Origin of the sequence: Roseovarius sp. SK2 (assembly GCF_028807495.1) — a bacterium.
Lineage (GTDB): Bacteria > Pseudomonadota > Alphaproteobacteria > Rhodobacterales > Rhodobacteraceae > Roseovarius > Roseovarius confluentis.
This window is the reverse complement of the sequence record NZ_JARAMK010000013.1, coordinates 45,005-70,470: the sequence shown is the minus strand read 5'-3', so window position 1 is coordinate 70,470 and position 25,466 is coordinate 45,005. Positions and strand designations below refer to the sequence as shown.

25 protein-coding genes are annotated in these 25,466 nt (G+C 63.3%); 19 read left to right on the top strand and 6 right to left on the bottom strand.

Translation table 11 applies throughout. From position 1 onward, the window contains the following. Window position 1: 1 nt before the first annotated feature. The 3 genes from urtB to PVV74_RS20325 form a co-directional block, all read right to left on the bottom strand. Window positions 2–1,957: an urea ABC transporter permease subunit UrtB gene (gene urtB / locus PVV74_RS20335; protein ID WP_274594456.1), complete on the bottom strand. Its 1,956-nt coding sequence runs from the start codon at window positions 1,955–1,957 to the stop codon at window positions 2–4. Between the two features lie 71 nt (window positions 1,958–2,028). Continuing rightward, a complete protein-coding gene (urtA, locus tag PVV74_RS20330; protein WP_274594455.1) occupies window positions 2,029–3,303 on the bottom strand; it encodes an urea ABC transporter substrate-binding protein in 1,275 nt (424 codons plus the stop codon). A gap of 293 nt (window positions 3,304–3,596) precedes the next feature. Next, window positions 3,597–3,971 (bottom strand): hypothetical protein, encoded by a 375-nt coding sequence (locus PVV74_RS20325; protein ID WP_146049970.1) that lies wholly within the window; start codon window positions 3,969–3,971, stop codon window positions 3,597–3,599. Between the two features lie 140 nt (window positions 3,972–4,111). On the opposite strand from PVV74_RS20325, the gene PVV74_RS20320 reads away from it, so the two are divergent. From PVV74_RS20320 to ureG, 8 genes are read left to right on the top strand one after another with little or no spacing between them, the layout of a single operon-like run. Beyond that, a complete protein-coding gene (locus PVV74_RS20320) occupies window positions 4,112–5,044 on the top strand; it encodes an urease accessory protein UreD (protein ID WP_245890438.1) in 933 nt (310 codons plus the stop codon). 5 nt (window positions 5,045–5,049) lie between these two features. Continuing rightward, window positions 5,050–5,352, top strand: a complete 303-nt coding sequence (locus PVV74_RS20315; RefSeq protein WP_103761980.1) for an urease subunit gamma — start codon at window positions 5,050–5,052, stop codon at window positions 5,350–5,352. Between the two features lie 20 nt (window positions 5,353–5,372). Then, entirely contained in the window at window positions 5,373–5,948 is a 576-nt protein-coding gene (locus PVV74_RS20310; protein WP_274594454.1) for a HupE/UreJ family protein, read from the top strand. Between the two features lie 4 nt (window positions 5,949–5,952). Next, window positions 5,953–6,258, top strand: a complete 306-nt coding sequence (locus PVV74_RS20305; protein WP_274594453.1) for an urease subunit beta — start codon at window positions 5,953–5,955, stop codon at window positions 6,256–6,258. Further along, a complete protein-coding gene (ureC, locus tag PVV74_RS20300; protein WP_274594452.1) occupies window positions 6,258–8,018 on the top strand; it encodes an urease subunit alpha in 1,761 nt (586 codons plus the stop codon). The genes PVV74_RS20305 and ureC overlap by 1 nt, the downstream gene beginning before the upstream one ends. Before the next feature lie 5 nt (window positions 8,019–8,023). Continuing rightward, window positions 8,024–8,497, top strand: coding sequence for an urease accessory protein UreE (locus PVV74_RS20295; protein WP_274594451.1), 474 nt, complete (start codon window positions 8,024–8,026; stop codon window positions 8,495–8,497). Then, window positions 8,487–9,125: an urease accessory protein UreF gene (locus PVV74_RS20290; RefSeq protein ID WP_274594450.1), complete on the top strand. Its 639-nt coding sequence runs from the start codon at window positions 8,487–8,489 to the stop codon at window positions 9,123–9,125. The genes PVV74_RS20295 and PVV74_RS20290 overlap by 11 nt, the downstream gene beginning before the upstream one ends. Beyond that, the gene (gene ureG / locus PVV74_RS20285; protein WP_103761985.1) at window positions 9,122–9,745 is read left to right on the top strand and encodes an urease accessory protein UreG; all 624 of its coding nucleotides are present in this window, start codon (window positions 9,122–9,124) and stop codon (window positions 9,743–9,745) included. Before PVV74_RS20290 ends, ureG begins: the two co-directional genes overlap by 4 nt. Before the next feature lie 563 nt (window positions 9,746–10,308). Here the strand turns inward: ureG and PVV74_RS20280 are convergent. Continuing rightward, window positions 10,309–10,764, bottom strand: a complete 456-nt coding sequence (locus PVV74_RS20280) for a cyclophilin-like fold protein (protein WP_274594449.1) — start codon at window positions 10,762–10,764, stop codon at window positions 10,309–10,311. Window positions 10,765–11,104: 340 nt separating this feature from the next. On the opposite strand from PVV74_RS20280, the gene PVV74_RS20275 reads away from it, so the two are divergent. The 11 genes from PVV74_RS20275 (at window position 11,105) to PVV74_RS22930 (ending at window position 21,015) form a co-directional block, all read left to right on the top strand. Continuing rightward, window positions 11,105–11,563 (top strand): (R)-mandelonitrile lyase, encoded by a 459-nt coding sequence (locus PVV74_RS20275; RefSeq protein WP_274594448.1) that lies wholly within the window; start codon window positions 11,105–11,107, stop codon window positions 11,561–11,563. 60 nt (window positions 11,564–11,623) lie between these two features. After that, window positions 11,624–12,625 (top strand): PQQ-dependent sugar dehydrogenase, encoded by a 1,002-nt coding sequence (locus tag PVV74_RS20270; protein ID WP_211286112.1) that lies wholly within the window; start codon window positions 11,624–11,626, stop codon window positions 12,623–12,625. 96 nt (window positions 12,626–12,721) lie between these two features. Next, window positions 12,722–13,618, top strand: coding sequence for a LysR family transcriptional regulator (locus PVV74_RS20265; protein ID WP_274594447.1), 897 nt, complete (start codon window positions 12,722–12,724; stop codon window positions 13,616–13,618). 109 nt (window positions 13,619–13,727) lie between these two features. After that, the gene (locus PVV74_RS20260) at window positions 13,728–14,489 is read left to right on the top strand and encodes a carboxymuconolactone decarboxylase family protein (RefSeq protein WP_274594446.1); all 762 of its coding nucleotides are present in this window, start codon (window positions 13,728–13,730) and stop codon (window positions 14,487–14,489) included. A gap of 50 nt (window positions 14,490–14,539) precedes the next feature. Further along, window positions 14,540–15,184 carry an NADPH-dependent F420 reductase gene (locus PVV74_RS20255; RefSeq protein ID WP_338020437.1) on the top strand — a complete coding sequence of 215 codons (645 nt, stop codon included), beginning with the start codon at window positions 14,540–14,542 and terminating at the stop codon, window positions 15,182–15,184. Window positions 15,185–15,195: 11 nt separating this feature from the next. After that, window positions 15,196–15,591, top strand: coding sequence for a (R)-mandelonitrile lyase (locus tag PVV74_RS20250; protein ID WP_103761989.1), 396 nt, complete (start codon window positions 15,196–15,198; stop codon window positions 15,589–15,591). Between the two features lie 354 nt (window positions 15,592–15,945). Next, window positions 15,946–16,593 (top strand): aldehyde dehydrogenase iron-sulfur subunit PaoA, encoded by a 648-nt coding sequence (gene paoA / locus PVV74_RS20245; RefSeq protein WP_274594444.1) that lies wholly within the window; start codon window positions 15,946–15,948, stop codon window positions 16,591–16,593. Then, window positions 16,590–17,537, top strand: coding sequence for an FAD binding domain-containing protein (locus tag PVV74_RS20240; protein ID WP_274594443.1), 948 nt, complete (start codon window positions 16,590–16,592; stop codon window positions 17,535–17,537). The genes paoA and PVV74_RS20240 overlap by 4 nt, the downstream gene beginning before the upstream one ends. Window positions 17,538–17,541: 4 nt before the next feature. Continuing rightward, entirely contained in the window at window positions 17,542–19,722 is a 2,181-nt protein-coding gene (locus PVV74_RS20235) for a xanthine dehydrogenase family protein molybdopterin-binding subunit (protein ID WP_274594442.1), read from the top strand. A 384-nt stretch (window positions 19,723–20,106) separates the two neighbouring features. Further along, the gene (locus PVV74_RS20230) at window positions 20,107–20,475 is read left to right on the top strand and encodes a class I SAM-dependent methyltransferase (RefSeq protein ID WP_274594441.1); all 369 of its coding nucleotides are present in this window, start codon (window positions 20,107–20,109) and stop codon (window positions 20,473–20,475) included. 180 nt (window positions 20,476–20,655) lie between these two features. Then, entirely contained in the window at window positions 20,656–21,015 is a 360-nt protein-coding gene (locus PVV74_RS22930; RefSeq protein ID WP_443217237.1) for an IS3 family transposase, read from the top strand. Between the two features lie 193 nt (window positions 21,016–21,208). On the opposite strand, the gene PVV74_RS20220 is transcribed toward PVV74_RS22930, so the two are convergent. Then, window positions 21,209–22,129 carry a response regulator gene (locus PVV74_RS20220; RefSeq protein WP_274594440.1) on the bottom strand — a complete coding sequence of 307 codons (921 nt, stop codon included), beginning with the start codon at window positions 22,127–22,129 and terminating at the stop codon, window positions 21,209–21,211. After that, entirely contained in the window at window positions 22,119–25,466 is a 3,348-nt protein-coding gene (locus tag PVV74_RS20215; RefSeq protein WP_274594439.1) for a hybrid sensor histidine kinase/response regulator, read from the bottom strand. The genes PVV74_RS20220 and PVV74_RS20215 overlap by 11 nt, the downstream gene beginning before the upstream one ends.

Genomic DNA, 25,466 nt, shown 5'->3' with positions numbered 1-25,466 from the left:
GTCACGCCTCCGCCGCCCGGCCCTTGAGCGCGATGATGCCGCGCGGCCGGAATTGAATGAAAAGAATGATGAACAAGATCATGTAGGTCTGCGCTGCCAGCGTATTCGAGGGGTTCAGCCATTCGATCCCTTTCTGCAGTGAGCCCACGAGCGTGGCGCCCAGCAACGTGCCCCAGATATTGCCGACGCCGCCCACGACCACGGTCATGAAGCTTTGCACGATGTAGTCGGCACCCATCTCGGACGTGACCTTGGCATATAGCCCGATGGCCACACCGGCGATGCCCGCGATGCCCGACCCGAACCCGAAGGTCAGCATATTGATCCGGTCGGGGTTGATGCCCATCGAGGCCGCCATGCGCGGGTTCTGGGTGACCGCGCGCACCTCCAGCCCCAGCCGGGTGCGGTTCATCACGACCAGGAACAGCGCAAGGAACAAGAGCGCCAGCACGAATATCGCGATGCGGATATAGCTGATCGAAACGATATCGTTGAACACCAGTGACCCGTCGAGCCAGCCCGGCGCCGTCAGCGGGCGGGCCTGCGTGCCAAAGATGTTCTTGGCGATCTGTTGCAGCGCGATGGAGATACCGAAGGTGGCCAGCAGCGTTTCCAGCGGGCGGTGATAGAGCCAGCGGATGACCAGCCGTTCCATCGCCACGCCCGCCGCGAAGGTCACGGCAAAGGCCAGCGGGATGGCGAGGATCACCGAAAGCGTCTGGTCAGGGATGATCTGCTGCACGACAAAGCCGGTATAGGCGCCCATCATGATGAACTCGCCATGGGCCATGTTGATCACGCCCATCACGCCAAAGGTGATGGCAAGCCCGATGGCGGCGAGGAAGTAGATCGACCCGAGCGAAATGGCGTCGAGCGCAAGGTCGGCGGCCTGGTTGACGGCAACGCGGGTTTCGATGCCGTTGAGGGCATCCATCGCGGCCAGCGCGACGGCGGGCGGGGCGCCGGTAAAGACCTCGTAGAACGCGTATTCGCCAAGCGTCTCGTCGACCTCAGCCTCGGTAGCGACGGGGTCGACTGTACCTTGCTCGGCCAGCTTGGCATAGGCCATGTCGCGGGCGTCTTCGGTGTCCAAGGTGGCGACCTCGATTCCGGCGACTGCCGCGTCGTCGATATTGGCCACGAGCGCCGCGGCCTTGTCGATGCGGCTGATGCGGGGCTTGGCGAACCCTTCCGAGACCAGCAGGTCGTAGGCGTCCTCGCGGGGCAGGGCCTCGGAGCCGGGTTTCAGGACGCGGGCGATTTCGGGGCTTTCGGGCGCGGTTTCCGCGGCTTCTAGCCGGGTCGTCACCAGCGGGTTCAGCGCACCTCGCAAATCGACGCCCAGGTCGCCCTGGAAGCCTTCGATGGCGGCGATGCGTTCTTCTTCGGTTTCGCCGAAACGGATGGTCAGCAGACGTTCGAGGCGTTCGGCGCGGGCCTTGAGGGTCGGGCTTGTCTCGGCCTCGATCGCCTCGCGCAGGGGGGCCAGGTGCGAGGCTTCTGCGTCCCGCTCGATGTTGTCGATGGCGGTGCGGCGGGTTGGGAGGTCTTCGGCGGTCAGCTGGAATCTCACCAGCGCGGCGCCGATCATCTTGCGCACGCCGGAATTGGGTTTGGACTGCTCAAAGTCGTCGTCGGGCAACTCGCCCAGGGCCGTGTCCCCGGCAAAGTCGAAACCTCGGATAGTGTCGCGGTCGATTTCCTCGGCCCAGATGAAAAGGCCGGTCTCAGCATTCCGCCACAGCTCCTTGTCCTGCCACTTGCGCAGGACGGTCTGCGCCTCGGGCAGGCCACTTCCGGCGATGGCGTCGATGGTGGGGGCGACCTTGGTGCGCGATGGCTTCGCCAGCTGGTTCGCATGCTCCTGCATCAGTTGCTGGATCGGCGCATCCGCTTGCTGTGCCGAGGCGGGCGAGTATGCGAAAACAAGCGTGAGGATCAGCAAAAGACGTGCCATGCACGGGCCTCCCAAAGGGAAAAGAAGGGGGTGAAGGGCGGCGCAGGGTCCGCCCTTCAAGTCTTAGAGGGTCAGTAATTCGACTTGATCTGCACGCAGGTCTCGGTCTCGGTGTTGTACATACCGCACTCGAGTTCCTGCCAGTCGGACTTCAGCACTGCCGACTCCGGAAGGTAGTCTGTCCAGGCGTCGCCCGGCACTTCCTCGGTCTGGCTGATGATGTCGAATTGACCGTCTTCCTGGATCTCGCCGATGAGAACCGGCTTGGCCAGGTGGTGGTTCGGCAGCATGACCGCGGTGCCGCCGGTCAGATTCGGGAATTCCTGACCGTACATGGCGGCGCGGACCGCATCGACGTCGGTAGTGCCGACCGCTTCGGCGGCGTTCACCCACATGTTGAAGCCGATGTAATGCGCCTCCATCGGGTCGTTGGTCACGCGTTCCTCGCCCATGCGGGCCTTCCATGCCTCGATCCATTCGGCGTTGGCATCGGTGTCGGCGGACTGGAAGTAGTTCCACGCCGCGAGATGCCCGACGAGGTTCGAAGTGTCGAGGCCCGACAGCTCTTCTTCGCCCACCGAGAAGGCGACGACGGGGATGTCATCGGCCGAAACACCCTGTGCTGCGAGTTCCTTGTAGAATCCCACGTTAGCGTCGCCGTTGATGGTCGAGATCACGCCGACCTGTTTGCCGCCTGCACCCAGCGCCACGACGTCCGACACGATCTTGGACCAGTCTGAATGGCCGAAGGGCGTGTAGTTGACGAAGATGTCCTCGTCGGAGATGCCCTTCGATTTCAGGTAGGATTCCAGGATATTGTTCGTGGTGCGCGGATAGACATAGTCGGTGCCTAGCAGCGCGAAGCTTTCGACGCCAAGTTCTTCTAGGAAGTAATCCGTGGCGGGGATCGCCTGTTGGTTCGGTGCCGCGCCGGTGTAGAATACGTTCTTGGAGCTTTCCTCGCCCTCGTACTGCACGGGATAGAACAGCAGCCCGTTCAGTTCCTCGATGACTGGTAGCACGGATTTGCGGCTGACGCTGGTCCAATTGCCGAAGATCACGTCGACCTCGTGCACGGTCAGCAGCTCGCGCGCTTTCTCGGCGAACAAGGGCCAGTCCGAGGCGGGGTCGACGACCACTGCTTCCAGTTCGCAGCCCAGAACGCCGCCTTTCTCGTTCTGCTGTTCGATCAGCATTTCCATGGTGTCTTTGAGCGTGGTCTCCGAGATTGCCATGGTGCCCGACAGCGAGTGCAGTACGCCGACCTTGATCGGGCAGTCCTGCGCCATTGCGGGCAGCGCGGTTGCCATCACGACAGCGACGGAGCTTAACAGCTTTTTTGACATTGATTCAGTCCCCTTTGCGTAACGCGCAGGGTGCTTGTGGGCAATATCCAAATGTCCCATATATCCCCCACGCAACATGTTGCGGAGTGCGGTGGTGATCTGGATTGCAAGGCCTGCACCATCGCACGTTCGACCGGACGGGATTCGTCCGCCGCACACAGTGCTTCCACATGCTTCTGCAAAGCGGCGAGGTTGCAGCGTGGCGATGGGCCGGAGTCTACTGCCGAAGTCTAAATTTTCAGCGCAATCGGCAGTTTTCGCCTGTTTTTTGGGCGCTCTCTTTTTCGCGACGATCAGCTTTCCAGGAGCAAGCTTTCACAATAGTCGATCTCGACCTTCGCGCGGTGTCTGGCCCAACGGGCTATGTCTGGATCTCGTTCGAATTGTGCCATGCTCAGAATGTGCGCATGCGCGCTTTTCGCCTTTATCCGCTGATCCAGAAGGCTGCTGCGCATCTCGTTTTTCGTCACTGAGGCGAGCATGTCTTCGAAATGCGCCCGGCGCAGTTCCAGAACCTCCGCGTCTACGCTCCGCATCAACCAGGCATGTTCAAGCTCGGCGGAGAAACGTCCGGTGCAGCTCGCAAAGACCTGCGGCAGCGTCGTGGCGGCGGCTGGCCCACCTAGCATGATGCCGAGAACAAATGCGCCTGTCTTCATTCCGCTCATTTCCTGATCGTCCAGTCTAAAAATCCGGCAAGCAACATGAGTTTCACCGTTGCTCCAAGGGCCGCGATGGGTGTGGCCATTTCGTCCCGCGCGCGCCCAATTTTCGAGCATTACGGGTCAAAGCTGCCGAATTCTTGAGCGTGGCGGCATGGCGACGGGGCCTCCAGAAGGGCTTGGACTGGAACAGGGCGCATGGGGCGTGCTCGTTTCCGGTGTCCTCTCGCTCGGAAACGCCCATGCATCTCGTTCAAGACTTCAAGGCTTCTGCCGATGCACCGTGCCTTCCCCGGGCGGTCGGTGGGTTGCAGGTGTCGTCGAAGATGCGGGATGGCCATAGCTGGATCGACGGATTGCACAGTGCGGGATGCGCACGCGCTGTTTTTCCGCGCCGAAAGGATGCTGTCGAAGCTATCGTGGTTAACACCTCCGGTGGGCTGACAGGCGGGGATCGTTTTGACATCGACGCACGCGCCGGTCGTGACAGCAGGCTGGTGTTGACGACGCAAGCCGCAGAACGGGTGTATCGCAGTTCTGGTGGCCGTGCGCATGTCAGGACAAGACTTGCTGTCGAGGCCGGGGCGGCGATGTACTGGCTTCCGCAGGAATTGCTGGTTTTTGATGGCGCGGCACTGGACCGACGGCTGGAGGTCGATCTGTCCGAAAAAGCCGCGGAGTTCGTGATGGCCGAGCCGATCGTCTTGGGGCGTACGGCGATGGGCGAAGTGGTCAACGATGCGACTTTTCTCGACCGCATCAGCGTTCGTCGCGGCGGGCAGCCGGTCTATGAAGACCGTCTTGCCCTGACAGGGGATATCCCGGCGCTTTTGGTCCAGGCCGCGACCGCTGGCGGGATGCACGCGATGGCAAGCGCGCTTTATGTCGGCCCGCGGGCAGAAGCCTTGCTAAAAAAGGTCCGCGGGTTTCTGTCGTCAACTGGCGGTGCCAGCCTTCTTCGTCCCGATACCCTCGTGGTCCGCGTGCTTGCACAAGATGGTTTCCTGCTGCGCACGGTGCTGTGCCCGGTGCTGGAGGCGCTGTCGGGTGCCACACTTCCCAGATCCTGGAGGCTTTGAGAGAAATGCAACTGACGCCAAGAGAAAAGGACAAGCTGATGGTCGCGATGGCCGCCGAAGTGGCGCGAAAGCGGCTGGCGCGGGGGGTGAAGCTGAACTATCCCGAAGCGATTGCCTTGATCACGGACGCGGTTGTCGAAGGCGCACGGGACGGCCGCACTGTCGCGGACATGATGACCGCCGGGGCCGAAGTGGTTTCGCGCGGGCAATGCATGCAGGGCGTGCCTGAAATGATCCATGAGGTTCAGGTCGAAGCCACTTTTCCCGACGGCACCAAGCTTGTCACCGTTCACAATCCCATTCGCTAAGCCCACAGGAGACCACCCTCATGCAACGCCTCGCCATTTCCCTCGTTCCCGCTTTGCTGGCTGCCGGCCCGGCGCTTGCCCATCTCGATCCGGGTGCGCACGGCTCTTTCGCGGCGGGTGCCTCGCATCCGGTCTTTGGGGTCGACCATATCCTTGCGATGGTTGGGGTGGGGCTGTGGGCCGCCAGCCTTGGCGGACGCGCATTTTGGGCGTTGCCGGTGGACTTCGTGGCCGCGATGACGGGTGGGTTCGTGCTGTCACTGGGTGGACTGCCGCTTCCCATGGTCGAGCCGATGATACTTGCCTCTGTCCTCTGTCTTGGCCTGTTGGTCGCCATGGCGGCGCGGTTGCCCTTGCCTGGCGCGGTGGCGATCGTGGCGGCGATGGGCGTGTTCCACGGTCACGCGCACGGGGCCGAGATTGGCAGCGCGGGGGCGTCAGCCTATCTTGCCGGGTTTGTCGCCGCGACGGCGGCGCTTCATGCATTGGGGGCCGCGGCAGGTTGGACGCTGGGCCGTTCGGGCGGCGCGCTGATGGCGCGTGGCGCCGGGCTGGCCGTCGCCATGGGCGGGTCCGCATTGGTCATGATTGGATAAATCGATGATCCCCGGAGAAATCTTTCCCGCCGAAGGCACGCTGGAGCTGAACGCTGACCGCCAGGCGATCACGCTGGAGGTGGCGAATACCGGCGACCGGCCCGTTCAGGTGGGCAGCCATTATCATTTTGCCGAAACGAACCCAGCCTTGGAGTTCGACCGTGACGCCGCACGCGGTCACCGTCTTGACATCGCGGCCGGCACCGCCGTGCGGTTCGAACCCGGACAGCGGCGCGAGGTGCAGCTGATCCCGATGTCGGGCGCGCGCCGCGTGTACGGCTTCAACCAGCACATCATGGGAGAGCTGTAATGCCCGCCACGATCTCACGGGGCGACTATGCCGCGATGTTCGGCCCCACGACGGGCGACAAGGTGCGTCTGGCCGACACGGACTTGATCATCGAGGTCGAACGTGACCTGACCGCCTTGAACGCAGGCGCCGCCACGACGGGCGGTACCGGAGATAACGCCACGCTCTACGGCGAAGAGGTCAAGTTCGGCGGCGGCAAGGTCATTCGCGACGGAATGGGCCAATCCCAGGCGACCCGGGCCGAGGGCGCGGTCGATACGGTTATCACCAATGCGCTGATCGTCGATCATACCGGCATCTACAAGGCTGATGTTGGCCTGAAAGCGGGGCATATCCACAAGCTCGGTAAGGCCGGCAATCCCGATACGCAGCCCGGCGTCGACATCATCATCGGTCCCGGCACCGAGGTCATTGCAGGCGAAGGCCGCATCCTGACAGCAGGCGGGTTCGACAGCCACATCCATTTCATCTGCCCGCAACAGATCGAGGATGCGCTGCATTCCGGCCTGACCACCATGCTGGGTGGCGGTACGGGGCCCGCGCAAGGGACGCTTGCGACGACCTGCACACCCGGCCCCTGGCATATCGGGCGCATGTTGCAGGCGGCGGACGCTTTCCCGATGAACCTCGCATTCGCGGGAAAAGGCAACGCCTCGTTGCCCGGCGCGCTGGAAGAGCAGGTCAATGCCGGGGCCTGCGCGCTGAAACTGCACGAGGATTGGGGCACCACGCCAGCCGCGATCGACTGTTGCCTGTCGGTCGCCGACGCGATGGATGTTCAGGTGATGATCCACACCGACACGCTCAATGAATCGGGCTTTGTCGAGAACACGGTGGCCGCGCTCAAGGGGCGAACCATTCATGCCTTCCACACCGAAGGTGCGGGCGGCGGCCATGCGCCGGACATCATCAAGATCTGCGGGCAGGAAAACGTGTTGCCGTCGTCTACCAACCCAACGCGACCTTTCACCGTGAACACGCTGGAAGAACACTTGGATATGCTGATGGTCTGCCATCACCTCGACAAATCGATCCCCGAGGATATCGCGTTCGCCGAAAGCCGCATCCGGCGCGAAACCATAGCTGCAGAGGATATTCTGCACGACATGGGGGCCTTTTCGATCATCGCCTCCGACAGCCAGGCCATGGGCCGCGTCGGAGAGGTGATCATCCGTACGTGGCAGACCGCGGACAAGATGAAGAAACAACGCGGGCGGCTGGATGAGGAGTCTGGCGAAAACGACAACCTTCGTGTCCGCCGCTACGTCGCCAAATACACGATCAACCCCGCCATCGCGCATGGTATTTCGGGCCACATAGGCTCGATCGAGGAAGGCAAGCGGGCCGACCTTGTGCTGTGGAACCCGGCGTTTTTCGGGGTGAAGCCCGAGATGGTCCTGATCGGCGGCTCGATTGCCTGTGCGCAGATGGGCGACCCGAACGCCTCGATCCCGACGCCACAGCCGGTCTACACGCGACCCATGTTCGGGGCATTCGGGCGCGCCGTCGAAGCGTCGGCCGTGACCTTCGTTTCGGCAGCAGCCGCGGATGCAGGCATTGGCGATAGCCTCGGTCTGGCCAAGCGGACACTGCCTGTTCAAAAGACCCGCGGCATCGGAAAAGCCGATCTGAAGCTTAACGATGCCTGCCCCGAAATCGACGTCAACCCCGAAACCTACGAAGTGCGCGCCGACGGCGAGCTGCTGACCTGTGAGCCGGCCAGCGAATTGCCCATGGCGCAGCGCTATTTCCTGTATTGACCGCCATGACCCAACTCCCGATCGCCCAACACCTGCACAAGGCCGGAACCTGGACCGGTGACGCGGCACTTTGTGCGCTGTCCTACGAAGACCGGTTTTTCCGGCGCCGCAAACTTACCGTCGATCAAGGATGGTCGCTCGTGGCCGATTTCGAACAGACGGTATCCTTGAACGACGGGGACGCGCTGGAAACCACCGACGGCCGTCTCGTGCGGATCATCGCGGCCCCGGAGGCGCTGTTGGCCGTGTCGGGGTCCGATCTGGCGCGGCTGGCCTGGCATATCGGCAATCGGCACACGCCTTGCCAGGTGGAGGCTGATCGGCTTTTGATCCGCGACGATCCGGTGATCGCGCATATGCTGGCGCATCTGGGGGCGACCATGACGGCGGTTACCGAGCCCTTCAAGCCCGAGGGCGGCGCCTATGGCCACGGCCGCACGCACAGCCATGAGCACGGGGCGACGGCGCATGCCCACTGATGCCGAGCTGCTGACACTGGCGCAATGGCTGTCCCCGGCCTTTCCCATCGGCGCTTTTGCATGGTCGCACGGGATTGAGCAAGCCATCCGTGATGGACAGATCAATGATGCCGGCACCTTGCAGGCATGGCTGCGCAGTTGCCTGAACCAGGGCGGGGGCCGCAATGATGCGATCTGGTTGCGGCTTGCCGCCGGACCAGGCGATGTGATCGAGATCGATGCGCGGAACCGCGCCTTCGCGCCCTCCGCCGAACGCCTGTCCGAGACCGTGCGGCAGGGAGCAGCCTTCGTGCGCACGACCAACGCCGTCTGGGGGCTTGATCTTCCGCAGCTGACCTTGCCGGTTGCAACAGGTCGGGCGGCGCATCTCATGCAGCTCGACATTGACGCCTGCGTGCTGCTCTATCTGCAATCCTTCGTCTCCAACCTTGTTTCCGCCGCGCTGCGCCTGATGCCGCTTGGCCAGACAGACGGGCAACGCGTGCTGGCCGCGCTTCAGGCTGACGTGATCCGGGTGGAGGCCGAGACGCGCGGCGCGGTCCCTGACGACATTTTCAGCAACGCGTTTCTGTCCGATATAGCGTCGATGCGGCACGAAACTCTCGAACCGAGGCTATTTCAGTCATGACCAGGATGAACGGCCCCTTGCGCATCGGAATCGGCGGTCCGGTCGGCGCGGGCAAAACCACGCTGACCGCCCGTCTTTCAGAGGCGATGAAAGACAGGTTTTCGATCGGCGTGATCACCAATGACATCTATACTCAGGAAGATGCGGACGCCCTTGTGCGGATGCAGATCCTGCCCTCGGACCGGATCATCGGAGTTGAAACAGGGGGCTGTCCGCACACGGCGATCCGTGAAGACGCGTCCATCAACCTCGCCGCTGTCGCCGAGATGCGTGAACGCCACCCGGATCTCGAGGTTGTCCTGATCGAGTCGGGCGGTGACAACCTGTCCGCCACGTTCAGCCCGGAACTGGCCGACCTGACGGTCTATGTGATCGACACGGCGGCGGGAGAGGAGATCCCGCGCAAGGGCGGTCCGGCGATAACACGCTCCGACATACTGGTGATCAACAAGACCGACCTCGCACCCCATGTAGGCGCTTCGCTCGACGTGATGCGACAGGACGCCACGCGGATGCGCCAAGGCCGCCCGTTCATTTTCACATCGCTCAAGTCGGGTGTCGGTGTCGACGAAATTCTTCAGGAAATCACGATGATTTCTGGTCTTGGCTCGACACAATAACGGCTCTTCTGTTTTGGCGTACTTGCGTTTGCTTGCGTCACGATCCGCCCGTTTGTCTTTAGGTAACAAAGGACCCTCCGAACAAATCGGCATTCTGATTTCCTTTCACATAGGAACACCACCCACCGGACTCCAGTCCGACGCTGCCCGAAGGCGGCGCCCATATTTTTGGGATTTGTTGATAAGGATCAATTGGCTCTTAGTTTTCGGTCACTTCAAGTTTATGATCCAAAGATCCGATTGATTAGACTAGGTAGGCAGTTCATGGCATTCACGTCGTCCTTCAGTCTCTTTCAATCGCCTTTCCTGCGCGCCTAGAGTGGAGCGCAAAGTGCCGTCCATGATGTCTTGATGGGCTGGAAGGATACAACAAAAGCTGGCCACCTATTCCCGACGATAGCATCTGTTTGCCTCTTTAACATTCATGCCCACGTTACCGCGGTGGGAAATCCGGAATGCTAACATATCGGCCATGGTGTTGGGGTTCTCCTTTACCACGGAACGCCAGCAGCCCCGCACGCGTAACATACGCAGCCCGGTCAGGATTGGTGCGAGGACAGTTATCAGTCGGCGAGTTCGATGCGCACGGAAAAATCCCCCTCCCGCATCAACGGCTCGAGCGAACCGTCAATCTCGCCCAGCCGCAGCAGGCCTGCCGAGGACTGGAATGGCTTGTAGAAGATCGCGAGGTTGCCCCATGGTCGATACTGCGTGATGTCACCCGGCTCGGGTTCATAGGCGCGCGGCGCGCCCGTGTCGTCGAGCTTTCGGTCAAGGTTGGCGACCTTCTCGATGCCGTGGTAATCGCTGAGCGTCAGGTCGATCGGGAGCATCGATTCGAAGTCCCGCGCGGCAGGGGTGTCGTCCAGCGTCGCGGGCATCACCTCGTCTCCGACAATAACGTTGATCCGGGTCATGGCACTCCTGCTATTGAAATCATCAGCATTTCCGGCCTTGGCCGGTGCAAAGAAAAGGGCCGCAGCGGTCAGTGCCAGTGGAATATCGGGTCTGCCGGCCATACTGGGTTTCCTTCCTCGCCTCGCCAGCACTCTAACCGCTACGACGGCGGAGAATAGGGGGAAGATGTCGCTTCCACTCATGAGCCACGGCCATCAGTATGACGGCATTCCGCCCTTCAGGTCCATGCCGGCCCGGGTGCCGGCCCTGTCGACAAGGATGCGACAGCGAGCCCGGCGGTTCACGATCCACTCGCAAGCCTACCCGTTCATGAATGCGTCTCATGGGTGGATGCCGCCTGCGCCGCATTATCCCGGCTGATACGCACTCTAGCTTGACTGTCAGCGGCGCGGGACGTGCCCCGCCGCAAGGCGGCAATTCGACGAAAGGAGACATCCCGTCATGAAACACCTTATCGGAACGACCCTCGCGCTTGGGCTGGCCGCCCCGGCCGCTTTTGCGCAATCCCAGACCATCACCCAGACCGAAGATCGCGGCGGGCAGATCGGGAGCGAAGAAACCTTTACCGGCACCGCCTATGTCGCGCCCGTTTTTCCGCCCGAGATGAACGGCGTCAGCGCGGGCGAGGTGACATTCCTGCCCGGGGCCCGCTCGGCCTGGCACACGCATCCGGTGGGGCAGATGCTGGTGGTCACCGACGGCACTGGCTGGGTGCAGGAACGCGGGCAGGAAAAGGAGGTCATCCAGGCCGGTGATGTCGTCTGGTGTCCGCCGGAAACTGAGCACTGGCACGGTGCGACCGACACCACCTCGGTGACGCACTATGCCATCCAGGGAAACGAGGACGGCTCGGCCGTGACCTGGGGCGAGCATGTCACCGATGAGGAATATGCGCAGTGACCTTTCGGCGGTCCGCGTTGTGCGGGCCGCCTACTCTCACGCTTTGGAGCTTTCGTCGACATGAAACGCGTTCTGCACTTTTTGACCGCAGCGATGCTGGCGCTGCCCGCGCATGGCCAGACGATTGAAACGGTTCTGCCCGACCTGAACTACCCCTGGGACATCGAGGCCAGTAAAGGGAGTCTCTATATCACGGAAAAGGCCGGCACCCTGTCGGTGCTGGAAAACGGCGAGTTGCTGCGCCTGCCGGTGGTCACCAGTGTGCCGATCCTCGACGACCGTGGCGGTGGGCTGCTTGGTCTCGCGCTGAGGCCGGATTTCACTGAAAGCGGGCGTGTGATCCTGTATCAGCACCATGGAACGCCCGAGAACCGCAGGAACCGGGTTATCGAGGTTGTGCGCGACGGCAATGCCTGGCGCGAGACGCGGGTTCTTGTCGAAGACATCCCCGGTCACCCGCTCTACAACGGTGGCCGCGTCGCCTTTGGCCCGGATGGCATGCTTTATGTCACCACCGGGTGGACCGAGAACCGGGAGCGGCCGCAGGACCTGCAGAGCCTGGCGGGCAAGGTCCTGAGGGTCACGCCTGAGGGCGACGTGCCCGGCGACAATCCGTTTCCGGGCTCGCCAGTCTATTCGCTGGGGCACCGCAATCCGCAGGGCCTTGCCTGGAACGACGACGGCGTGCTGTTCGTCGCCGAGCACGGGCAGTCCGGCCAGGACGAGGTGAACCGCGTCGAGGCAGGCGGCAACTATGGCTGGCCGCTGATAAAAGGTGACGAGACGCGGGACGGGATGCATGCGCCGCTGGCGCAGTCCGGGGGCACAACCTGGGCGCCGTCGGGCCTGGCCTGGGACGGTGAGACTCTGTTGTTGGCAGGACTTCGGGCGCAGGGTGTGCTTGCCGTGACCGAGGACGGAGAGGTGCGCGAAGCCTTCCACGCCGGCGAACGGATACGCGACATCGTTGTCACGCAAGAGGGTATTCTTGCCATCACCACCAACCGCTCCCCGCGCGGCGACGGCGCCTCGCGCGACCGGCTCATCCGGATCCTTCCGTAACTCGCAAGCGCATAATGCATGGACTTTATGAGCCAAGCACATATATCCGGAGGCGAACCCGCCATGATCACCGACAGAGAGATCAGAGCTTCCGCCATGCTACGAGAAAACATCAACGACCTCATCGCGCTGGCCGCCGTTGCGGAGGAACGCAGCTTTACCAGGGCCGCGGCGCGGCTGAACGTGTCGCAATCCGCGCTCAGCCACACGATCAAGGGGCTGGAAAAGCGGCTTGGCCTGCGCCTGCTGACGCGCACGACACGTTCGGTTGCACCGACGATCGAGGGCGAGGATCTGCTGGCCACGCTGAATCCCTGCTTCGAGAAGATCGAGTCTAGGCTTCAGGCGCTGAACGATGCGCAGGACCAGCCGACCGGTACGGTGCGGATCGTCGCGGTGGAATACGCGATAGAGTCCCTTCTGTGGCCGAAGCTGTCCCCGGTGCTCAAGGCGCATCCGGCGGTAAAGGTCGAGTTCGTGGTCGATTACGGCTATTCGGATCTTGCGGAGTCGCAATGTGATGCCGGTGTGCGGTACGGCGAGCAGGTGAGCGAAGGCATGATCGCGATGCGGATCGGGCCGGACGAGCGGATGATCTGCGTCGGCGCCCCTGACTATTTCGAGACGGCGGGTGTGCCCGAGACGCCGCAGGACCTGACAAGCCACCACTGTATCAACCTGCGCCTGTCGACGCATGGCGCGCTCTACGCGTGGGAGTTCGAGGATGCTGACGGAAACGAGATCCGGGTGAAGGTGCAGGGCCAGGCCGTATTCAACATGATCAACCCTGTCTTGCGTGCGGCCACGGACGGTCATGGTCTTGCATTGGTGCCGGAACGCCTGGCGCAGGAGAAGCTGGATGCGGGCGATTTGCGCATCTGCCTTGACGAGTATTCGCCGTATTTCCCCGGTTTCCATCTGTATTATCCCAGCCGGCAGCGCCCGTCCTCGGCGTTCCAGGTTGTTCTGGATGCGCTACGCGAGCGCGCGTGAGGGCTCATGAGCCAAGCTCATGAGTGGCTTGGGAACGGGCGGCATTAACCTTTGAGCCGAAGCGACCAGATCATGGGGCAGTTACAACATGATCCGAAAGGTTTTCCCCATGAAGACGCATTTCGCCGCTTCTGCCCTGTCTCTTCTCGCCGCGTCCGCCTCGGCGCAGACACCGGCTGAAACACTTCCAGACGCCGTCGGCAGCGTTGCCCCCGCGCTGGAGGCCTACTCGCAGGACTCGCTCTTCGGCTCCGTGTGGCAGTCCGAAGACCTGTCCGTGCGCGACCGTTCCCTGATCACCTTTGCCGCCCTGATGACCCGGCACGAGACGGAAGACCTGGGCGATTATGTCGCCCTCGCACTTGATGCCGGCGTGACGCCCGCAGAGATTTCCGAGACGATCACGCATCTTGCCTTCTATTCCGGCTGGGGCAACGCCACCGCTGCCGCCGAGGCCGCCGCCCCGGTCTACGAGGAGCGCGGCGTGAGCGCCGAGGACCTGCCGGACGTCGATCCCGAGCTTCTGCCGCTGAACGAAGAGGCCGAAGCCGCCCGTCAGGAGCACGTTCAGGGTACGTATGGCGAGGTCAGCCAAGGCGTGGTGGACAACACCGAACAGCTGCTTTTCCTCGACCTGTGGCTGCGCCCGGCGCTGGAACCGCGGGATCGCAGCCTCGTTACAGTTGCCGCGCTGATCGCCGCCGGTCAGCCCGAGCAAATGACCTTTCACCTGAACCGCGCCATGGACAACGGCCTGACGCAGGAGGAAGCTGGCGCGATGCTGTCGCACCTGGCCTTCTACACCGGCTGGCCGCGCGTCTTCTCGGCGATGCCGGTGGCCAAGGACGTGTTCGCAAACCGCTCTGAATGAGCCTTTGCCGGCGGGGACAACCCCCGCCGGTTCATCAACAGGAGACCGGAATGAAGATCGGCATAATCGGAAGCGGCCTGATGGGATCGCAGCTTGGGCGGCTCTGGGCTGCCAGCGGGCATGCGGTCACGTTCTCGTATTCCCGCAGCGCGCAAAAGCTTGAGCGGCTGGCGCGAGCCGTAGGCGCCGCGCATGGCAGCGTGGCAGAGGCCGTGTCCGGGACCGATGCCGTTCTGCTTGCCGTCCACTGGTCGCGCATCGACGATGTACTGGACCAGGCAGGAGACCTGGGCGGTGCGGTCGTGCTGAATTGCTGCGTGCCAATGGATGACAGCAATACCGACCTCGTCGTCGGAACCACCACCTCGGGGGCCGAGGAACTGGCGGCGTTGCGGCCGCGCGCCCGCTGGGTGTCGTGCTTCAACACCGTGCCGTCGGAAGCCTTCGGACCGGTCTTCGACCGCAGGAACCAAAAGCCGCGGCCGCAGGTTCTTACCTATGGCGACGACGAGGGCGCAAAGGAAGTGGCGCGCGGCCTTATCCGCGAAGCCGGCTTCGAGCCGCTGGAGGCCGGTGGTTTGCGCACCGCTCGCTTCGTCGAGCCCTTTGCCATGGTCACCGCCGAACTGGCCTATGGCCAGCCCGGAGGTCCGGCCCTGACCTACCGTTTCGAAAAACTGCGCGCTGCGCATTGAAAGGAAAAGACATGAAGATCACCCGTTCTGGCAGCTCGCCGTCCAATCCGGGACCGGAAGACTATTTCACCGGCACCGTTCGTATCGACCCGCTGTTCCAAGCCGAGGAGCCCGGCCGCACCAGCGGTGCGCATGTCACCTTCGAGCCGGGCGCCCGCACCGCCTGGCACACTCACCCCGCGGGCCAGACGCTGATCGTCACGTTCGGCCGCGGGCGCGTCCAGCGCGACGGCGGGCCGGTCGAAGAAATCAGCCAAGGCGACGTGGTCTGGTTTCCCGCCGGCGAAAAGCACTGGCACGGTGCTGATGCAGATACGGCGATGAGCCACATCGCGATCCAAGAAAGTATCGACGGTACGCCGGTCACGTGGCTGGAGAAGGTTTCGGACGCCGATTACAACGGCTGATCCGGCGTCATATTCCGCCAAGGTTGAAGCCGACGCCGGCGTGCCACGGAACCAGGAGGCGAGACCACGGCCCGCTGGCGCGCGGTGGACACTGTGCGAAAGCCTGCGACCCGCGGACTCGCAAGCCGAAGCCGACGTGCCGCTGCGACGCCGAAGACAAACCCGACCGGAGGGGCGTCACCATCACGGAGGATTGCACCTGCGTGGCAGCGAGACGTGCATGCGCTGCCCCGTGCCGGTCAACTCATGAGCCCGGTTCATCGGTGCTATCGGCTACCGCAGACTGTGCAGCGGCGGCGGAGGCGCTACGTGAACCATTACATGATTGCGAGACAGGTCAGGAAGGAAACTCATATGAGCCCGCCCCCCATCGAATTCGAACTTCGGCGCAGAACGCTGCTGGTTGGCACGGCTGCCGTCGCACTAGGAGCCGGCGTTGGCCGGAGCGTCGGCGCACAGACGGACAACGGAACCGCGCCGGCCGTCCCCGAGACGACGGACATCACCGTCACGGTCAACGGCACGCCGCAGGACATGACCGTCGACAACCGCGTCACGCTGCTTGATGCCCTTCGTGAACATCTGCACCTGACCGGCACCAAGAAGGGCTGTGATCACGGCCAATGCGGCGCGTGCACGTGCACCGTCAACGGATCGCGGATCAACTCGTGCCTGAGCCTTGCAGTCATGCATGACGGTGACGAGGTGGAAACGATCGAGGGTCTCGGCACGCCCGATCAGATGGAGCCGATGCAGGCCGCTTTTGTCGAACACGACGGATTTCAGTGTGGATACTGCACACCGGGCCAGATTTCGTCTGCCCGCAAGGTGATCGAGGAGATCCGCGCAGGCATCCCCAGCCATGTCACCGCCGACCTGACGGCCGAGATCGCCATGACCGACGCCGAGATCCGCGAGCGGATGTCCGGCAATATCTGCCGCTGTGGGGCTTATTCCAACATCCTCGCCGCCATCACTCAAGTCGCGGAGGAGCAGACATGAGAGCGTTTTCCTACGAAAAGCCGGCCGATGTCGCCGCTGCCGCCCGCGCAGCCGAAGCAGACGGCGCGAAATTCATCGCGGGCGGGACCAACCTTCTGGACCTGATGAAGCTGGAGATCGAGACGCCGGCCCACCTGATCGACGTGAACGGTCTTGGACTGGACGAGATCACCGAGACTGAGGAGGGCGGGTTGCGCATCGGCACGCTGGTGTCGAACACCGATCTGCTGGCCGACATGAGGGTCCGGCGTGACTATCCGGTCCTGACGCGGGCACTGGCCGCCGGCGCGTCGGGCCAGTTGCGCAATAAGGCGACAACCGGTGGCAACCTGCTGCAACGCACGCGCTGTCCGTATTTCTATGACACGGCGATGCCCTGCAACAAGCGCGAGCCCGGATCGGGGTGCGGTGCGCTGACCGAGGGCGCGTTTTCGCGCCAGCTGGGGATCATCGGCACGTCGGACTCTTGCATCGCAACCCATCCTTCGGACATGGCGGTTGCGATGCGCGTGCTTGATGCCACGGTCGAAACGGTGACCCCCACGGGCATGACGCGCCGTATTGCGCTGGAGGATCTTCACCTGCTACCGGGCGACAGGCCCGAGGTCGAGACGGCGCTGATGCCGGGTGAGCTGATCACCCATGTTACCCTTCCGGCGCCGGTCGGCGGAACGCAGGCCTATCACAAGGCGCGTGACAGGGCCTCTTATGCCTTTGCGCTGGTGTCCGTCGCGCTGATCCGTCAGCCGGACGGCACGGGCTGCGTCGCGCTGGGCGGGGTCGCGCCGAAACCCTGGCGGTCGGACGCGGCCGATGCCGAGCTGCCGAACGGCGCCCGCGCGGTGATGGCCAACTTGCTGGAAGGCGCGCGCCCGACCGAAGAGAACGCGTTCAAGATCACCCTGGCAGAGCGGACGCTTGCCGCCATGCTGGCAGAGGAGTAACCCCATGCAGTTCACCGAACCCGCAGGACAGAACCTGTTCGACAATGCCCGCATCGTCGGCCGGCCCGCGCACCGCATCGACGGCCCGCTCAAGGTGACCGGCACCGCCCCCTATGCCCACGAACGGCATGACGTGGTGCCGGGCCAGCTCTTTGGGTATCCGGTCGTCGCCGGCATCTCGCACGGGCGCATCACCGCTATGGACGCGGACGCCGCGCGGAACGCCCCCGGTGTCCGGGGTGTCGTGACGACGCTCGAGATCGAGCCGCTGGGTATCTGGGATTACAACGTCGCGCGTCTTTTCGGCGGCGACGTCATCGAGCATTATCACCAGGCGATCGCCGTGGTCGTGGCAGAAACCTTTGAACAGGCGCGCGCCGCGGCCGCGCTAATCGAGGTCGATTACGAGGAGGGCGATCCGGCTGATTACGATCTGGACGCGGCCTTCGAGCGGCTGGAAGGCACGGGCGAGCCGGGCACGATGGTGGGCGACGTGGACGGCGCTTTCCGCGACGCTGCCGCAGTGGTCGACCAGATGTATCATACCCCGTCCGAGAGCCATCAGATGATGGAGCCATTCGCCTCGATCGTCGATTGGTCCGACGGCGAAAACATGACTGTCTGGACCTCGAACCAGATGATCGAGTGGAACCGACAGGCGCTGGCGACCAATTTCGGAATCGAGCCGGACAGCATCCGGGTGGAAAGCCCCTATGTGGGCGGCGGCTTTGGCGGCAAGCTCTGGCTCAGGGCGGACGAGGTGTTGGCGGCGCTCGGGTCACGCGCGGTCGGAGCACCGGTACGACTGGCGATACCCCGGCCAATGATGATGAACAATTCCACGCACCGGTCCGCGACCGTCCAGCGTATCCGGCTGGCCGCCGATGCCGACGGGCGGCTTCAGGGGATCTGGCACGAGGCGGCCTCGCATTCGCTGCCGGGGGGGCGGGGCGAGAATGCCACAGCGCAGACGCCTTTCTTCTACGCTTCACCGGCCCTGCGCGTGCAGCATCATATCGTCGAGATGCCGCTGCCCGAAGCCTCGGACATGCGTGCCCCCGGCGAAGCCTCCGGGTTGATGGCGCTGGAAATCGCCATGGACGAGATGGCCGAGACGCTGGGCATGGACCCGGTGCAGCTGCGCATCATCAACGACACGCAGGTGAACCCGTCGAACCCGGAACAGGATTTCTCGGATCGTCATTTCGTCGAGTGCCTGGAGCGGGGGGCGGAGGCCTTCGGCTGGTCGGAGCGCAATGAGACGCCGGGCGGCCGTCGCGAAGGTCAGTGGCTGATCGGGCACGGTATGGCCGGCGCCTATCGCGGCGCCCCCACGCTGGCCTCGGGCGCGACGGTGCGGCTGTCCGGCGGACAGCTGGTGATCGAGACCGACATGACCGACATCGGTACCGGCTCCTACACCATCCTGGCGCAGACCGCGGCAGAGTGCCTAGGCCTGCCGCTCGACGCGGTGGAGGTCCGGCTGGCCAACAGCGCCTATCCGGTGTCTTCCGGCTCCGGCGGTCAGTTCGGGGCGGCGAGTTCGACCGCTGGTGTCTATGCAGCCTGCATTGGACTGCGCCAGCAGATCGCCGAGCAGCTGGGGGTCGACGCCCCCGAGTTCCGCGAGGGCCGCGTTACTGGCGGCGACACCGACATGGCGTTGGCCGATCTCGAATGCGAGCTTGAGGCAACGGACACGATGGAATGGGGCGAGTTCAAGCAGGACTACGTCCTTGCCACATTCGGTGCGCATTTCGTCGAGGTGGGCGTGCATGTCGGCACCGGCGAGATCCGGCTGCGCCGGATGCTGGCGGTCGCGGATGCCGGGCGTATCCTGAACCCCATTACCGCCCGCAGCCAGGTCATCGGCGGTATGACCATGGGTGTTGGCGCGGCGTTGTCCGAAGAGATGGCGCTGGACATCGGGCGGGGGTTCTTCGCCAATCACGACCTCGCCGGGTACGAGGTCGCGGTCCACGCCGACATTCCCGAACAGGAGGTCATCTTCCTCGACACGCTCGACGCGATCTCGACGCCGCTGAAGGCGAAGGGCGTCGGCGAACTGGGGATCTGTGGCGTGGCTGCAGCCGTAGCCAATGCCGTCTACAACGCCACGGGCATCCGCGTCCGCGACTATCCGGTCACGCTGGACAAGTTCATCGACCAGTTGCCCGAGGTCTGAATTCAGAGGGCGGATCCAGGGTCCGGCCCGTTGCATATCGTGGTGCTGCTCGTGACCTGGCCCCCTGAGAGCATGACACCAAACCACGCCATGGCTCCCGAAGAAATCTTCGGGAGCCATCTACCCTCAAGGTCGACTTGGCAGGAGATTCTTGCCGTTCAAGTGGCGGTCAAATTGACTTTTCTTGCTTTGCGGTCAAAACCGCCCGCATGGTTGAGAAGGATTTCCACATAGTCGTCCGGTCAGCCGTATCCCCTTGGCGGGATGCCAGCATGACGATCACGCGACCTGACCAAGCGGATTGCCAACCTCGGCCTTGCCCTTTTGGAAGAGGGACACTGGTGTAGAAAACGTGCCTCGTATCCCCTTATTTTGGAGATGAACATGGCACAGAACATCTTCGACAATCCCGAATTCTTCACCGGCTACAGCCAGCTTCCCCGGCAGGTGCAAGCGCTGGACGGGGCGCCGGAATGGAACGCCATCCTTGCCATGCTGCCGGACGTAGCAGGCAAGCGCGTGGCCGATCTGGGCTGCAGCTTTGGTTGGGCGTCCCGCTGGTTCCGCAAGAACGGTGTGATCTCGGTTCTGGGGCTCGATCTATCGGAGAACATGACCGGGCCAAATCGCCGTGATGCCAGAGTTGGCCGACGAGGTGGGACGGCCAATGATGTTGATGGTTTCGGCATAAAAGACCTGATCTCGTTGCCTTCCGGTCCTACCGGCCAGGCGGCATGCTGTCGAATGTCGTGAAATGGCTCGTAGCGGTCGTCGAGATGCGAGCCCTGACAGCACTCATCTGGACTTGCCCTCGAAAAGTGGAGAGCATCAACTGAGGAACCAGAAGGCGTACTATGTCCAACGGGAAACGACCGACGCCGGAATTTTGGCGTGAAGCTGTGCGACGGGCGTTGACGAGCGGGCGCACGCGATGTGAAATCGCCGACGATCTCGGCCGACCTCTCAACGCTGACACGCTGGGTGAGGCAAGATCGCGACGCACAGGAGCCTGCTGAAGACCAGCCCGGCTGCCAGCGACTGCGGCAGGCTATGGTTCACCTTGCACATAACCGCACGGCCTTCGCCCTGCCGAATGGCACCTATGGTGACCCACGGATGCATCGGGATCTCGTCGGCGACGGCCATCGGATCGAGCGTCACCGCACGGCTCGGCTGATGCCGGAGGCTGGCCTCGTGGCCCGTCAGAAGCGGCGGTTCAAATGGACCACGGACAGCGAAAACGCCATCGCCAGATACATCGACGGGTTCCATAACCCCGTCAGGCGGCACTAATCGCTCGGCTTCCTGAGCCCCATCGCCCTCGAGCGCAGGGCCCTCGAAGTGCGCTAAACGCTCTCCACAAGACTCGGGCAAGTCCACAAGTCCGATTGAGGCGCTTTCGCTGCAATAGTCTACTAATAAAACATTCCGATTGCTGCCCGCCGATCATCTCAGAGGCACAACTACTCTGGTGCAAAGCAAGCTTTCAAACGCCGTGCAGCGCCCGGTCCGCCAGAACGGCGGCAGAGGTACGGTTGTCCACCCCCATTTTGTGAAAGACCTGCTCGAGATGCTTGTTGACCGTCCGCGCGCTCAGCGACAGGATTTCCGCGATATCGCGGTTGGTCTTGCCGTGCGACAGCCACAACAGGACCTGCGCCTCGCGTGTGGTCAGCGCAAAGGTCCGCGCCAACTGCTCATCATCGCTGATCACCGTCTCGACCTCCTTAAGCCGCACAACGGTCTCGCCCTGGACTTGCCCGAGGTATACAAGGCTCAGACGCCCCTCGACATAGGGCCGCGCATCCGACATAGGCTGCGCCCCCAGCTTTGCCAGCCACGCCTGCACCGGCAGCGATGCGACGCCGTCTTCTGTCAGTGGTGTTTCCGAAAGGCGTTCGACCGCCTGCGGCGTGCCCCAGCTGATCCGCCCGTCAACTGCAAAGCTGACCACCGTCTGCCCGGCATAGTGCAGCGCGGCGCGGGCCGACTGGATCGCGCGGGCGTTCAACACGTGCGTGGTAATTCGCGCCAGCAGTTCCTCGACCACTACTGGCTTGGTGATGTAATCCACACCCCCGGCCCGCAACCCTTTCAGGATATGTTCGCTTTCAGTCATTCCGGTCATGAAGATCACCGGCGCGGGTGTCGCGCCGGGCGCGGACTTCAGCCGCCGAGTTGTTTCGAACCCGTCCAGTTCCGGCATCAATGCGTCCATCAGGATGACATCCGGCTGCACCCTTTGTGCCAGCTTGATGCCTTCCTCGCCCGACCGCGCCACCAGCACGGTCATCCCGTTCTCTTCCAGCGCGCGGGACACGAGCCCCAGCGTTTCGGGTGCGTCGTCGATCACCAGCGCGATGAAACGGCCGGCGGCAACGGTGTCAAGCAAGGCATCAGGCGGCATCTTGCATCATCTCCTTCAGTATCCGGGCGATCCCGGGCAGGTCAAACACCTCCAGGTGGCGGCGCACTCGCGCGACCTGCCCGCTTTCCGGTCCGGTCCCGGCCGTCATCGCATCCAGTTCCCGCGCGATACCCGCGGCATGGCCGATCTCGGCCAGCCGGATCATCCGTGCCAGCGCATCGTCGGGTATTCCGGCCGCCGGCCCAGCCTCTGTTTCGGGAGCTTCGGTCGTAAGCTCCACCTTCAGCAGACCGGCCATCCGCGCCAGGAAATCGCTGAGCGAATAGGGCTTTACGATGAACGCGTCGTAAAGCTGTTCGCGGTCGATCGACTGCCGCGCTTCGAGAGCGTGGCCCGTCACCATCATGATGGGGGTCGAGCGGTACGCAGGCCGGTCGCGCAGTGCCTGCGCCAGTTCCCAGCCAGTCATCCCGGGCATGTCGATATCCAGCACGAAAAGGTCCGGTGTCACGTCCTCCAGCGCCTTCAGTGCATCCTCGCCGCACGGCATCGCCTGTACGAGGAACCCCAAAGGCTTCAGCGTGGCTTCCAGCAGGCGCAGGTGATTCATGTCGTCATCGACCACCATCACCGTCTTGCGCACCCCGACATAGCCCACCGCCATGGCGCGCTCCTGCATGTTCCACGCGGCACTGGGAATGGCGCTCTCACGCAGCGACGGCAGCATCAGGCGCACCGAGAATGTTGTGCCTTCGCCCGGCACACTGTCCACAGTGATCTCACCGCCAAGGATATCCACCAGCAGCCGCGTGATAGTCAGGCCCAGCCCCGATCCGCCCGGAGAGCTGGTCGAGAATCGCTCGAACGGCTTCCAGATTCGTTCGAGGTTTCCTTCTTCGATCCCGGTCCCGGTATCGCTGACCTCGATCCGCGCGACCTCGTTGCGATAATGCAGGCGCAGGGTCACGGTGCCCTGGGGCGTATAGTTGATCGCGTTGGACAGCAGGTTGATGATGATCTGGCGTAGGCGCTTCTCGTCGAACTCGATCCACTCGGGCGGATTTCCCGAGGTCTGGATCCCGAAATCCAGTCCCTTTTCGCGCGCCTGCCGCTTGAAAACCGCCGCGATCTGCCGCAGCAGCTCGGGCAGGTTGATCCGGTCACGGTAGATTTCCAGCCGGCCCGCCTCGATCTTGGAAATGTCCAGCAGGTTCTCGATCAGCGCCGCCAGATGCTCGGACCCGCGCCGGATCGCCAGTACCGCCTCGCGTCGGCCGGCGGGCATGTCGCGGTCCTGTTCCAGCAGCTGCGCATATCCGTAGATCGCGTTCAGCGGGGTGCGCAGCTCGTGGCTGATCCCGGCCATGTAGCGCGTCTTGGCCAGGTTCGCGGCCTCGGCCTTTTCCTTGGCGGCCTGCAACGCCGCGTCAGTTCGGTCGTGCGCCCGGATCTCGCGCAGCAGGCGCTGCGTCTGAAATTCGGCCTCGTCGCGCGCCTTGTGGTGGCTTTCGCGGAACAGGATCAAGGTCCAGACCACGATCCCATTCACCACCAGCAACGTGCAAAAGATAATCGTCAGTACCGCGTCCAGCTGTTCGCTCTGCGCCCGTGCGCGGATCAGAAGCAACAGCCCCGCCACTACCGACGACGGCACCGCCGTGGTCATGAAGAACACCGACAGTCGCGCGGTCAGCAGGTCGATCGCCCGTTGCGGCAACGTCCTGCGCAAGGCGCTCATCCACATCGCGCCCAGCGTGGCATGCGGTTTGCAGCTGTCGCGGCACGAGGCATCCAACGTACAGCACAGCGAACAGATCGGCCCGGCGTAGAACGGGCAGTCGGTCATGTCTTCGCGGTCGAACCGGTATTCGCAGACACAGCAGGTCTGCGCGCCTTCCGGTGTGGTAGGCTGCGGCGCGGTATCGGGGCGCGCGATGTAATACTTGCCACCCGTACCCCACGCGATCAGCGGTGCCACGACAAAGGCCGTGGCCAGCGCGATCAGCGCCGAGAACGGCTGCAAGATCGTCCCCGCCCCGCCCAGCAGCACAAGAATGGAGACCAGAACCGCGGCAAGCATTGCACCTGTGCCCACCGGGTTGATGTCGTAAAGATGCGCGCGCCGGAACTCGATGCCCTTCGGGCTCAGGCCCAGCGGCTTGTTCACAACCAGATCCGCCGTCAGCGCACCGATCCATGCCAGTGCCACGTGCGAATAAAGACCAAGGATCGACTCGATGACGTGAAAGACGCCGAGTTCCATCAGCATCAGGGCGATCGACACGTTGAACACCAGCCAGATCACCCGTCCGGGATGCGAATGGGTAATTCGGGAAAAGAAGTTCGACCAAGCGATGGACCCGGCATAGGCGTTCGTCACGTTGATCTTCAGCTGCGACAGGATCACGAACGCGCCTGTCAGGGCCAGTGCCACGAAGGGCAGGGTGATCACCTGGTCGAATGCCGTGAAATACATCTTTGTCGGGTCGGTGGCGTCACGCGGCGGCACCGCTGCATCGATCGCCAGCACAAGCAGGAATGATCCCGCCAGCATCTTGGCCACGCCCAGAACCGTCCAGCCCGGGCCGGCCGCCAGCAGGGCGAGCCACCACTTGCGGCGCTCGGCAGGGGTCCTTGGTTCGCGCAGGAAGCGCAGGAAATCGACCTGCTCGCCGATCTGCGCGATCAGCGACAGCACCACCCCCATTGCCGCCCCGATCATCATGATCGTCGGCCCGTCGCCGCCGCGCTGGCCGGTGAACTGGGTCCACGTTCCGAGGTCGACGCCGGAATAAGCCAGCAAGGCAAAGGGCAGAATATGCAGCACGACCCAGAACGGCTGGGTCCATGTCTGGAAGGTCGAGATCTTGGAAAAGCCGTTGACAACCAGTGGGATGACTACGATCGCGGACACTAGGTACCCGATCCCCAGGGGCACACCGAAACAGAAATCCAGCGTGAAGGCCAGGATTGCGGCCTCTAGCGCGAAGAAGATGAATGTGAAGGTTGCGTAAATCAGCGAGGTGATGGTCGAGCCGATATAGCCGAACCCCGCGCCGCGTGTCAGCAGGTCGATGTCCACACCGTATCGCGCGCCGTAATAGCTGATCGGCAGGCAGGTCAGGAACAGGATCAACCCGGCCAGCATGATCGCGATGATCGCCGCGTCGAAGCCATAGATTAGTGTCAGCGCCCCGCCTATCGCCTCCAGCGCCAGGAAAGAGATCGAGCCGAGCGCGGTGTTCGCCACGCGCCCATAGCTCCAGCGCCGCGCACGCCGCGCGGTATAGCGCAGGGCGAAGTCCTCCATGGTCTCGTTGGCGACCCAGCGGTTGTATTTTCGCCGTCCGCCCGTGGCGCTGAATGATATGGCCAT